Source organism: Streptomyces sp. CB00455 (assembly GCF_001905445.1).
In the GTDB taxonomy this organism is placed as follows: domain Bacteria; phylum Actinomycetota; class Actinomycetes; order Streptomycetales; family Streptomycetaceae; genus Streptomyces.
The window spans coordinates 305,120-317,046 of the sequence record NZ_LIVQ01000004.1; the positions used below are offsets into that span (position 1 = coordinate 305,120).

Sequence of the window (11,927 nt, forward strand, 5' to 3'; positions counted from 1 at the left end):
CCTGCCGCGGTCAGCGCCGCTCGGCCTGCAGCCGGGCCACGTAGGCGGCGGCCTGGGAGCGGCGCTCCATGCCCAGTTTGGAGAGCAGGCTGGAGACGTAGTTCTTGATGGTCTTCTCCGCCAGGTGCAGCCGCTCGCCGATGACGCGGTTGGTCAGGCCCTCGCCGATCAGGTCGAGGATCTTGCGCTCCTGCTCGGTGAGGTGGGACAGGCGGTCGTCGCCCCTGCCGCTCTTGCCGTCCCGCAGCCGTTCCAGGACGCGCGCGGTCGCGACGGGATCCAGCAGCGACTTGCCGACGGCGACCTCACGCACGGCGCTGAGCAGCTCGTTCCCCCGGATCGCCTTGAGGACGTAACCCGAGGCACCGGCCATGATCGCGTCGAACAGCGCCTCGTCGTCGGCGAAGGACGTCAGCATGAGGCACTTGATGTCCTCGTTCCCGGAGCGCACCTCGCGGCACACCTCCACCCCGCTGCCGTCCGGCAGGCGCACGTCGAGGACCGCCACGTCGGGGCGGGTGGCGGGGATGCGGACCAGCGCGTCGGCGGCGGTACCGGCTTCGCCGACGATCTCGATGTCCTCTTCGACCGACAAAAGCTCGTGAACGCCCCGGCGTACCACTTCGTGGTCGTCCAGGAGGAATACCTTGATTTTTCCGTCTTCGCGCACGAAGTCAGTTTCACACACTCACCCCTTCCCTGCCGGAGTTACCCGGGATAACGTGCCGTTGTTCCGGCCCCCTGCAAGGCTGTGACCAGTGGTTGTTCCCGCTTCCGCGGATTTACTTGGAAATCCAAGCAAAATCGCAGGTCAAACGGGGTTTCGCAGTTATGCGGCGCACTGGGTAACGTGCATTGCGCAGGGCACTCGCCGGGGCACCTGTCACGCCTGGATCCCGTACGCGCCGCGCACCCACCCCGTGCACGGGTACGGAGTCAGGTGAGCCGCACTGGACCCCGGAGAACCCGGGTGCCGGACCGACGGAGGAGCACACGTGACCGTGGAGAGCACTGCCGCGCGCAAGCCGCGACGCAGCAGCGGCACCAAGCGGGCGGCAGGCGCGGCGAGCGCCCGCAAGACCGCCGCTGCCACCGCGCAGACGCAGGACGCCGAACCCCAGCTGGTACAGCTGCTGACGCCCGAAGGGGAACGGGTCGGGGTCGACGACAACGCCGACCTTGCGCAATTCGCGCCCTTCGTCGCCGACATCACCACCGAGGACCTGCGCGGGCTGTACCGCGACATGGTCCTCACCCGCCGTTTCGACGGCGAGGCGACCGCCCTGCAGCGTCAGGGAGAGCTGGGCCTGTGGGCCTCGCTCCTCGGCCAGGAGGCCGCTCAGATCGGCTCCGGCCGGGCCCTGAACGACGAGGACTACGTCTTCCCGACCTACCGCGAGCACGGCGTGGCCTGGTGCCGCGGGGTCGACCCGACCAACCTGCTCGGCATGTTCCGCGGTGTGAACCACGGTGGCTGGGACCCCACCATCAACAACTTCCACCTCTACACCATCGTCATCGGCTCGCAGACGCTCCACGCGACCGGTTACGCGATGGGCGTGGCCAAGGACGGCGCCGACTCCGCGGTCATCGCCTACTTCGGCGACGGCGCGTCCAGCCAGGGCGACGTCGCCGAGGCGTTCACCTTCTCGGCCGTCTACAACTCCCCCGTGGTGTTCTTCTGCCAGAACAACCAGTGGGCGATCTCCGAGCCCACCGAGCGCCAGATGCGCGTGCCGCTCTACCAGCGCGCGCAGGGCTTCGGCTTCCCGGGCGTCCGCGTCGACGGCAACGACGTGCTGGCCTGCCTGGCCGTGACCCGCTGGGCCCTGGACCGGGCCCGCCGCGGCGAGGGCCCGACCCTGGTCGAGGCGTTCACGTACCGGATGGGCGCGCACACCACCTCCGACGACCCGACGAAGTACCGGCGCGACGAGGAGACGGCGGCCTGGGAGGCCAAGGACCCGATCCTGCGCCTGAAGACCCACCTGCTGGCCAGTGGCGGCGCCGACGAGGGCTTCTTCGCGGAGCTGGAGGCGGAGAGCGAGGCGCTGGGCAAGCGGGTGCGCGAGGTCGTGCGCGCCATGCCCGACCCGGACACCATGGCGATCTTCGAGAACGTCTACGCGGACGGGCACGCGCTCGTCGACGAGGAGCGCGCCCAGTTCGCCGCCTACCTCGCGTCCTTCGAGCCGGCCGAGGAGGGTCACTGATGGCTGTCGAGAAGATGTCGATCGCGAAGGCGCTCAACGAGTCGCTGCGCAAGGCCCTGGAGACGGACCCCAAGGTCCTGATCATGGGTGAGGACGTCGGCAAGCTGGGCGGCGTCTTCCGGATCACCGACGGCCTGCAGAAGGACTTCGGCGAGGAGCGGGTCATCGACACCCCGCTCGCCGAGTCGGGCATCGTCGGCACGGCGATCGGGCTCGCGCTGCGCGGCTACCGGCCGGTCGTGGAGATCCAGTTCGACGGGTTCGTCTTCCCGGCCTACGACCAGATCGTCACGCAGCTCGCGAAGATGCACGCGCGGTCGCTGGGCAAGATCAAGATGCCGGTCGTCGTGCGCATCCCCTACGCGGGCGGCATCGGGGCGGTCGAGCACCACAGCGAGTCCCCCGAGGCGCTGTTCGCGCACGTGGCGGGCCTGAAGGTGGTCTCGCCGTCGAATGCGAGCGACGCGTACTGGATGCTCCAGCAGGCGATCCTCAGCGACGACCCGGTGATCTTCTTCGAGCCGAAGCGCCGCTACTGGGACAAGGGCGAGGTCGACGTCGAGGCCATCCCCCACGCGCTGCACTCGGCGCGGGTGGCGCGCGAGGGCTCCGACATCACGCTGGCCGCCTACGGTCCGATGGTGAAGGTCTGCCTGGAGGCGGCGGCCGCGGCCGCCGAGGAGGGCAAGTCGGTGGAGGTCGTCGACCTGCGGTCGATGTCCCCGGTCGACTTCGACGCGATCCAGGCGTCGGTGGAGAAGACCCGCAGGCTCGTCGTCGTCCACGAGGCGCCGGTGTTCCTGGGGGTGGGCTCGGAGATCGCCGCCCGCATCACGGAGCGGTGCTTCTACCACCTGGAGGCGCCGGTGCTGCGCGTGGGCGGTTTCCACGCCCCGTACCCGCCGGCCCGCCTGGAGGACGAGTACCTGCCGGGCCTGGACAGGGTGCTCGACGCCGTCGACCGCTCGCTGGCGTACTGAGGAGAGCCCTGTGACGATCCGCGAATTCAAGATGCCCGATGTGGGCGAGGGCCTCACCGAGGCCGAGATCCTCAAGTGGTACGTCCAGCCGGGTGACACGGTCACCGACGGCCAGGTCGTCTGCGAGGTCGAGACGGCCAAGGCGGCCGTGGAGCTGCCGATCCCCTTCGACGGCACCGTGCACGCGCTCCTGTTCGAGGAGGGCACCACGGTCGACGTCGGCCAGGTGATCATTTCGGTCCGGACGGGGGCCGACGACGACGCTGCGGTCCAGGAGGCGGTGCCGGCCGCCGAGGAGGCCGCCGCGGCCGCTTCGGCCCCGGCCGCCGCGCGCCAGCCCGTGCTCGTCGGCTACGGGGTCTCCGAAGCCTCCACGAAGCGCCGGCCGCGCAAGGCCGCTCCGGCGTCCGCGCAGAACGGCACGTCGGCTCCGGCCGTGCGGGCCGGGGCAGCCGCTGCGGCACCGGCCGCGCAGAACGGCACGGCCACACCCGCCGCCGTCCCGGCGCAGGCTCCGGCCGAGCCGGACGCCCGGCCCCTGGCCAAGCCCCCGGTGCGCAAGCTCGCCAAGGACCTCGGCATCGACCTGGCCGCGGTGGTCCCCACCGGCGAGGGCGGGGTCGTGACCCGGGAGGACGTGCACGCCGCGGCCGCCGCGGCGATCGCCCCGCAGGCCGCGCCCGCGCCCGCCGCGCAGGCGCCCGCCCCGGCCGTGGCGGCGCCCGTTGCCGCCCAGGCTCCGGCCGAGGCGGGTGCGCGCGAGACCCGCATCCCGGTCAAGGGCGTCCGCAAGGTCACCGCCCAGGCCATGGTCGGCTCGGCCTTCACCGCGCCGCACGTCACCGAGTTCGTCACCTTCGACGTGACGCGCACGATGAAGCTGGTGCAGGAGCTCAAGGCCGACCCGGACCTGGCGGGACTGCGCGTCAACCCGCTGCTGCTCATCGCCAAGGCGGTGCTGGTCGCCGTCCGCCGCAACCCGGAGGTCAACGCCTCCTGGGACGAGGCGGCCCAAGAGATCGTGCTCAAGCACTACGTCAACCTGGGCATCGCGGCGGCCACCCCGCGCGGGCTGATCGTCCCGAACATCAAGGACGCCCACGCCAAGACGCTGCCCGAGCTGTCGCAGGCCCTGTCCTCGCTGGTCGCCACGGCCCGCGACGGCAAGACCTCCCCGGCGGACATGCAGAACGGCACCCTCACCATCACCAACGTCGGCGTCTTCGGCGTCGACACCGGTACGCCCATCCTGAACCCGGGCGAGTCCGCGATCCTCGCGGTCGGTGCAATCAAGCTCCAGCCCTGGGTCCACAAGGGCAAGGTGAAGCCCCGGCAGGTCACCACCCTGGCGCTGTCGTTCGACCACCGCCTCATCGACGGTGAGCTCGGTTCCCGCTTCCTGGCCGACATCGCGGCGGTGCTGGAACACCCCCGCCGCCTGATCACCTGGTCGTAGCGGACCACCGGTACACCCTGGCGACGGCCGGCCTCTCCCCGGGAGGCCGGCCGTCGGGCTGGGGGCACCGCCGAAAACGGTGGTCAGGCAGGCCGCCCGGTGTGATCATCATCGGATGCGCTTGTGTCCTGCCACCGCCGCCCCCTCCGACGTGGACCGCGCCGCCGCCTACCCGGCCGACGGCCCCGTCCCCGCCCTGACCGGGTCGCCTGGCGGCGGGAGGCGGCGCACCGGGCCGGCCTGACCCGCGAGATCGAGCGCCTGCGCTACGAGTGGACCCCGGCCGCCGGCACGGCCCCGCCCACCGGGCGGCTGGTCTTCCGAGAAGGCACCGACGAGGAGTTCCTCGACGTCTTCGCCCGGCTCTCCACCGGCAGCCTCGACGTCGCGACCCGCGACGAACTGCGGCTGATGGACGCCGAGGAGCTCGCCCGCGCGGACTTCGACTTCTACCTCGGCTGCCCGGGCGAGCGGTCCTGGTGGCGGCTGGCCCACCTCCCCGACGGAACTCTGGCGGGCATGGCGATCCCCTCCGCGACCCCCTACCACCGCAACGTCGGCTACCTGGGGGTCGTACCCGAACTGCGCGGCCGGGGCCTGATCGACGAGGTGCTGGCCGAGATCACCCGTTTCCACGCGGCCGCGGGTGCCGAACGCGTCACCGCGACCACGGACACCGTCAACCTCCCCATGGCCGCCGCCTTCGACCGGGCCGGCTACGAGGTCACCGAGATCCGCCTCGTCCTCGAATCGGACGGCACGTGAGCACCGCGGCGCGGTAGCCTCCCGCCCGGGGAAGGGGGCAGGGGTGTCCATCGCCGAACTTCAGGTGTACCGCGTGGAGGAGGCCGACGTCACGGGCGGCGTGTGCGTGGTCCGGTGCGTCGGCGGGACGGCGCGCGCCGGGCAGGTCTACGCGGTGGGCGGCCTGAGGCTGGGGCTGCGCCGGATCGAGCGGTACGGGCGCACCGCCGCCTGCCTCACCGCCGGGCACACGGCGCGGGTCCACCTGACCGGCGCCGTGGTCGCGCTGCTCAGCCGGGGGCAGGTGCTGACCTCGGTGCCGCCGGACGGGCACGCGCTGGAGGAGCTGGAGGACTGGCTGGCGGGCGATCCGCCCCTGCGGGACGAACCGCATCCGCGGACCCTGCGCATCCTGGCCGTCGGACGGATGCAGGACGACCGGCTGCCCGAGGGGGTCCGGCTGCGCTGGGGAAGGGTGGCGCTGGCCGCGACGTACCGCTGCGCGCGGGCGGAGCAGATGCCCGACCTGGCCCGCGGGGCCGAACTGGCCGCGCTGCGCGCCTGCATGGTGCAGCGGTTCGGCCCCGGGCGCGGCGGTGATCCGGCCGCCGTGTGCCGGGAGGCGCTGGCGCTCATCGACCTGGCCCCGGAGGCGGCCGCGGCGCAGGCCCGCGCCTGGCGCGACCTGCCGCGGCCTCGGATCCTGCACCTGCGCCGCATCAAGAACCTGCTCCGCCCGCTGGACCTCGTACGCCCCCACCTCCCGGACGCCGACCCCCTCGCGGAGGCGCTCGACGCCTGGTCGGCGGTCCGGCCGCAGCTGCCCTAAGGGCTGTCCCGCCTTAGGCGGTGTGCCCGGTGCGCACCGCCCGGCCGGGCCCGGTCACTTCCAGGGGATGTTGAGCCAGGGACTGGCGGGGTCGGTGGTCAGCGTCAGGTGGGCGCGGAGGGCGCTCCTGTACCACTCGCCGAACTCCTCCTCGTCGAAGTGGAGGCACCGGCCGAGGACGTACCCGGCGGAGAAGTCCGCCCAGGAGCGGTAGGTCTGCCGGGCGGCCTCGCCCGCGCGCAGGACCGCCTTCTCGGCCTCGTGGAGGGTGCCGAAGCGGGTGCCGAGGCCCCAACGGGCCATCTGGGAGGCGCGGCCGTGGTCCCAGGCCTCGACCGAGCGGACCCAGCCGTCCTCGGGGAGCACGCCGTCGGCCCGGAAGCGCTGCTCGTAGCGCGCGATGCGGCCGATGAGCCGTTTGACGCCGGTGATCTCGCCCTCCACCTCGGCGGCGGGGCGCGGTTGCGCGACGGTCACCCCGTCGGGGGTCAGCTGCGGCTCGGCGGAGCGTTCGGCGTTGCGGCGCAGGCCCGCCTCCGCGGCGTGCCGCCAGTGCTCGGTGTCCACGGGCCCGGCGAAGTCGGAGGCGAGGACGCGGCGGACGCGCAGCGCGTACTCCCACACGGGGCTGACCATCCGGGCGCCGAGCAGATCCTCCAGGGTGGCGAGCCAGCCGGGCCGGTCGGTGATGTCCCACGACGAGCGCAGGCGGCGGCGCTCGTGGTGGTAGCCGCTGCCGTGGTAGGCCAGGGCGTTCCAGAACTCCCCGTTCGTCACGGCGAGATGGGCGCCGACCGCGAGGCCGTGGGCGATGTCCCCGTGCAGCGGGCCACCGGTGAACAGGGCGTGGACCGCGCCCGCGGGCAGGCCGTAGCCCGGCGCGGCCCGGGCGTGCGCGCGCCAGCGGGCCAGGTCGGCGGGGGTGGTGGTGAGGAACGCCTCGGCGGGGGACCCGGGGTTCACGGCGAGGAAGGCGGGATCGGCGGGAGTCCACACCTTGGCGAACCAGGCGAGGCTCTGGGACTCGAAGACCGTCTCGGGGGTGGGGGCGGGCAGCATGCCCGCGGTGTGCACGACCAGGGCGCGCTGGGGGGTGGGGTAGAAGCGCAGGGCGTCGGGATCGGCATCGGCCTGCACCCGGGGCTGCGCCACGAAGATCTGGGCGCGGGCGAGGGTGTCGAGGTACGCGGCCCAGTCGCCGGCGGCCTTCGCCTCGCACAGCTCTCTCTCCACGGCACTCGGCGCGATCCAGGTCCCCATGCCGAAACCCTATCGGGACCCCCGCCCCGGCCCCCCACCCCGATCCCCGCCCCGGCCACCGGGCCGTCCCCGCCCCGGCCCCCCACCCCGATCCCCGCCCGGGCCGCCGGGCCGATCCCCGCCCGGGCCGCCGGGCCGTCCCCGATCCGGTCCCCGCCCGGCCCCCGGGAGTCTCCCGCAGGTCCGCGCCCCGGGCTCCCGGGCTGTCCCCGCTCCCGTGCCCGGCCGGCACCCCGGACGAGCCCCCCCGTGCCCCCGCGCGACCGTACCGCCCCCCTTGACCGCCCCCGGGGCGGGAGGGAGGCTGCCCGCTCCGGGATCCGAACGGTTGCAGCTGGGGGGCCGCCATGCCGGAGGGAACCGTCCAGACGGCGGGGGAACTGCGGGCGCGTCTCGCGCAGTACGGGGCGCGGTGGTCGGTCCTCGAACACCTGGCCGACGAGGAGCCGGTGCCGCGGCCCGCCCTCGGTCTGGAGCCGGGGGCGCACCTGGCGCGCGCCGACGAGGTGGGCCCCGTGGACCTGCGGGCCCTCGTCGGGCGGCCCAGCGGCAACCCGCACCTGGACCGGCGCCGGGCCGCGCACGGCCTGCTGCCGGGCCCCGCGCGGGCGCCGCGGTCCGCCCCGCCGGCCGCCGCCCGTGCCGCCGCCGCCCGCGCCGCCGCTCCCGCCACCGCGCGGCCCGCCGCCGTCGACTGGCGCAGCCGCTGGGGATGGCCGTGGATCACCAGGGTGAAGGACCAGAACCCCTGCGGCTCCTGCTGGGTCTTCGCCGCCGCCGGTCTCGTCGAGTCCATGGCCCGCATCGAGCACGACGTCTGGGCCGAGCGCTCCGAGGGGGACGTGTACGACGGTCTGCGGTGCGCCTGCGGGCAGGGCGGCGACCCCGTGACGGCGCTCGACTGGATCAGGACCAACGGCGGCCTCGCCGACCCGGACTGCCGCCCGTACGGCGTCCCGCCCGCCGGTCTGCCCGCCGCCCGGCGCGACGCCTGGCGGTCCGCGCGCACGCCCAGCTGGGACCGGTCGGGCCGGACGGTGCGGATCACGGACTACGTCCGGCTCGGGGACGTCGAGCAGCAGAAGGTCTGGCTGGACACGGTCGGCCCGCTGACCGCCTGCTTCGACGTCTACGACGACTTCTTCGGCCTGGGGGCCGGGGTCTACCACCGTACGGGCGGCCGGCGCGCGGGCGGACACTGCGTGCTGGTCGTCGGGTACGACGACGCGGCCGGCTGCTGGCTGTTCAAGAACTCCTGGGGGACGGCCCACCACGTCGGCGGCTACGGACGCATCGCCTACGGCGAGGCCGGCATCGACCAGTGGGCGAAGTACGGCCTGTACGGCACCGACGTCGACCCGTGGAGCAAGCGCCGTCTGCACACGGGCAACGTCTACGAGAGCGGCAACGGCCGCGCCCACCGCAACTTCGAGCTGCTCGCGCGCGCCGGAGGGGGCCGCCTGCAGCACTGGTGGCGCGAGGGCGAGGCCCCCTTCGCGTGGGCCCGCGCGGGCACCTTCGCCCACGACGCGTCGGGCCAACCCGCCTTCACCGGCAGCACCTACAACCGGAACATGGAGTCCCTGCACGTGACCACCGGCGGCCGGCTGCGCCACTGGTACTACGAGCAGTCCGCCGGCGTCTGGCGGGACGGCGGTGTCTTCGGTCCCGGGGACGCGGCCGTCGGCTCGACCCCGGCCTTCATCCAGAGCGACTACGGCAGGCCGGGCAACTTCGAGGTGGTCGTACGGACCGCGGACGGGCGGCTGAACCACTGGTGGCGGATCAACGGCGCCCCCTGGAGCTGGAACGACGGCGGGCGCTTCGCCTCCGGCATCGCCCACTACGGGCCCGCCCTCGTCCAGACCCGCGGCCGCCGTCTCGACCTCGTCGCCGCCCGCGCCGACGGCCGGATGCAGCGGTGGACCCGGGACGACGCGAACGGCTTCGTCTGGCGCGCCGGGGAGGTCTTCGGCGAAGGCGCAGTCTGCGCGCCCTGCCTGATCGAGGGCCAGTACGGGGCCGCGGACGAGGACACCGCCGGGAACTACGAGCTGTGCGTGGCCGTCGCCGGCGGCCGCGTCGAGCACTGGTGGCGGAGCGGTTCGTCCGGCTCGGCTTGGAGCCGCGGCGCCGTCTTCGGACGGGACGTCCTCGCGGTCACCGGGATGCTCCAGGGAAGCTTCGGGTTCAACCTGGAAGTCGTCGTCCTGCGCACCGACCGCCTGCTCCAGCACTACTGGCGCGGTTCCCCCTCACCGGACGGGTCCGGGGGAGGCGGAGGCTGGCACGAGGGGGCGGTGATCGGCCCCGCCTGAACCGGTGGGCCACGCCCGGGACCGGTCGTCGTCGTCCACATCCCGGACGGGCCGTGGCTTGCACCTGTCTTGTATCTATGCTGTGCGCATGCCATCCGTCACCTCCGCCGGCCCCGCTCCCGCTCCCGGCCCCTCCGCCGCCGTGACCGCCGCCGATCGCGTCTACCGGCACGTCAAGCAGGGTGTGCTGGAGCGCCGCTACGAGGGTGGCGTCCTGCTCACCGAGGGGGAACTCGCCGGAGCCGTGGGCGTCTCCCGCACGCCGGTCCGCGAGGCGCTGCTGCGCCTGGAGACCGAGGGGCTGCTGAAGCTGTACCCGAAGAAGGGCGCCCTGGTGCTCCCGGTCTCCGCGCAGGAGATCGCCGACGTGCTCGAAACCCGGCTGCTGGTCGAGGAGTTCACCGTGCGCCGGGCCGTACCCGCCCCGCCCGGGCTGCTGGAGCGGCTGGCCGGCCTGCTCGGGGAGCAGCGCCGGCACGCCGCCGAGGGCGACCTCGCCGCGATGACGGCCGCCGACCGGGCCTTCCACGCCGAGATCGTGCGCCACGCCGGCAACCAGATCCTGTGCCGCCTCTACGACCAGCTCCGCGACCGCCAGCTGCGGATGGGCGTGGCCCTGCTGCACGCCCACCCCGACCGGCTGGAGCGGACACTGGCCGAACACGCCGGGATCCTGGACGCGCTGCGGGCCGGGGACGCGGAGGCGGCGGCCGCGGCGGTGCGCGGGCACATCGGCCGGGTCGACTCGCTGGTGCGGGGGCCGGGCCGGTGAGCGTCCCCCCGATCCCGAAGGACCCGCCCGGCGGGCGCAGGGCCGTCGCCGTCTGGGGCATCGGCGTCGCCGTCTACTTCGTCGCGGTGATCTTCCGGACCAGCCTGGGCGTGGCCGGTCTGGACGCCGCCGACCGCTTCCACGTCGGCGCCTCGGCGCTGGCGACCTTCTCGTTGCTCCAACTGCTGGTGTACGCGGGGATGCAGATACCGGTGGGCCTGATGGTGGACCGGCTCGGCACCAAGAAGGTGCTGACGCTGGGCGCCGTGCTCTTCACCGTGGGGCAGATCGGATTCGCGCTCTCGCCCTCCTACGGGATGGCACTGGCCGCCCGGGCCCTGCTGGGCTGCGGCGACGCCATGACCTTCATCTCGGTGCTGCGGCTCGGCACCCGGTGGTTCCCGGCCCGGCGCGGTCCGCTGGTGGCGCAGCTCGCGGGCCTGGTCGGGATGGCGGGCAACCTCGTCTCGACGCTGGTCCTCGCGCCCGTCCTGCACGGGGTGGGCTGGGTGCCCGCCTTCGCGGGGAGCGCCGTGGCGGGCCTCGTCGTCCTGGTGCCGCTGGTGCTGTTCCTGCGGGACCACCCGGAGGGGTACGAACCGCGCCCGGAACCGGCCGCCGCGGCGACCGCGGCGGACGGCGGCGCCGCCCGTGCGGGCGGCTTCGTCCGGCGCCAGATCCGGGAATCGTGGAGCGAACCGGGCACCCGGCTCGGCCTGTGGGTGCACTTCACCACGCAGTTCCCGGCGATGGTCTTCCTGCTGCTGTGGGGGATGCCGTACCTCGTCGAGGCGCAGGGGCTGTCACGGACCGCCGCGGGCGGCCTGCTGACGCTGGTGGTCGTCTCGCACATGACGCTCGGCCTCGCCTACGGCCAGATCGTCGGCCGCAGCCAGTCCGCGCGGATCCCGCTGGTTGTGGGCACCGTCGGCCTGACCGCCCTGCTCTGGGCGTCGGTCCTGCTCTACCCGGGCGCGCACGCGCCGCTGCGGCTGCTGGTCACCCTGTGCCTGGTGCTGGGCTCCTGCGGTCCGGCCTCGATGATCGGCTTCGACTTCGCCCGCCCCGCCAACCCGCCCGAGCGCCAGGGCACCGCCTCCGGCATCACCAACATGGGCGGCTTCATCGCCTCGATGACCACCCTGCTGGCCGTGGGCATCCTGCTGGACGCCACCGGCGACAACTACCGCATCGCCTTCTCGACGGTGTTCGTCCTGGAAGCGGCCGGCATCGTCCAGATCCTGCGCCTGCGCCCCCGCGCACTGGCCCGCGAACGCGAACGCCCCGTCCCGGTCCCGGCGGCGGAGGGTGCCCGGCAGGAGCCGGGCCGCTTCGACCGCGCCGCCGTGTAGGCG

At 73.9% G+C, this 11,927-nt stretch carries 10 protein-coding genes; 8 read left to right on the forward strand and 2 right to left on the reverse strand.

From position 1 onward, the window contains the following. Positions 1-10: 10 nt before the first annotated feature. Complete coding sequence (locus tag AMK16_RS18730) at positions 11-670, reverse strand: response regulator (protein ID WP_073917065.1); 660 nt, start codon at positions 668-670, stop codon at positions 11-13. Positions 671-995: 325 nt separating this feature from the next. Between AMK16_RS18730 and pdhA the strand changes: the two genes are divergently transcribed. The 5 genes from pdhA (at position 996) to AMK16_RS18755 (ending at position 6,222) form a co-directional block, all read left to right on the forward strand. Beyond that, positions 996-2,213 carry a pyruvate dehydrogenase (acetyl-transferring) E1 component subunit alpha gene (pdhA, locus tag AMK16_RS18735; protein WP_073917068.1) on the forward strand — a complete coding sequence of 406 codons (1,218 nt, stop codon included), beginning with the start codon at positions 996-998 and terminating at the stop codon, positions 2,211-2,213. Continuing rightward, positions 2,213-3,193: an alpha-ketoacid dehydrogenase subunit beta gene (locus tag AMK16_RS18740; RefSeq protein WP_073917071.1), complete on the forward strand. Its 981-nt coding sequence runs from the start codon at positions 2,213-2,215 to the stop codon at positions 3,191-3,193. The genes pdhA and AMK16_RS18740 overlap by 1 nt, the downstream gene beginning before the upstream one ends. A 31-nt stretch (positions 3,194-3,224) precedes the next feature. Beyond that, complete coding sequence (locus AMK16_RS18745; RefSeq protein WP_073917758.1) at positions 3,225-4,649, forward strand: dihydrolipoamide acetyltransferase family protein; 1,425 nt, start codon at positions 3,225-3,227, stop codon at positions 4,647-4,649. Between the two features lie 123 nt (positions 4,650-4,772). After that, positions 4,773-5,414 carry a GNAT family N-acetyltransferase gene (locus AMK16_RS18750; RefSeq protein WP_242438788.1) on the forward strand — a complete coding sequence of 214 codons (642 nt, stop codon included), beginning with the start codon at positions 4,773-4,775 and terminating at the stop codon, positions 5,412-5,414. Between the two features lie 43 nt (positions 5,415-5,457). Next, positions 5,458-6,222, forward strand: a complete 765-nt coding sequence (locus tag AMK16_RS18755; RefSeq protein WP_073917074.1) for a hypothetical protein — start codon at positions 5,458-5,460, stop codon at positions 6,220-6,222. Between the two features lie 54 nt (positions 6,223-6,276). Here the strand turns inward: AMK16_RS18755 and AMK16_RS18760 are convergent, their stop codons facing one another. Continuing rightward, complete coding sequence (locus AMK16_RS18760; RefSeq protein ID WP_073917077.1) at positions 6,277-7,482, reverse strand: DUF1266 domain-containing protein; 1,206 nt, start codon at positions 7,480-7,482, stop codon at positions 6,277-6,279. Between the two features lie 347 nt (positions 7,483-7,829). Here AMK16_RS18760 and AMK16_RS18765 point away from each other — a divergent pair, with 347 nt between their 5' ends. The 3 genes from AMK16_RS18765 to AMK16_RS18775 all read left to right on the forward strand — a co-directional run bounded on the left by AMK16_RS18765 (position 7,830) and on the right by AMK16_RS18775 (position 11,924). Next, positions 7,830-9,800, forward strand: coding sequence for a C1 family peptidase (locus tag AMK16_RS18765; RefSeq protein ID WP_073917080.1), 1,971 nt, complete (start codon positions 7,830-7,832; stop codon positions 9,798-9,800). A gap of 88 nt (positions 9,801-9,888) precedes the next feature. Continuing rightward, positions 9,889-10,572 carry a GntR family transcriptional regulator gene (locus tag AMK16_RS18770; protein WP_073917760.1) on the forward strand — a complete coding sequence of 228 codons (684 nt, stop codon included), beginning with the start codon at positions 9,889-9,891 and terminating at the stop codon, positions 10,570-10,572. Beyond that, positions 10,569-11,924: an MFS transporter gene (locus AMK16_RS18775; RefSeq protein ID WP_073917083.1), complete on the forward strand. Its 1,356-nt coding sequence runs from the start codon at positions 10,569-10,571 to the stop codon at positions 11,922-11,924. Before AMK16_RS18770 ends, AMK16_RS18775 begins: the two co-directional genes overlap by 4 nt. Positions 11,925-11,927 lie beyond the last annotated feature (3 nt).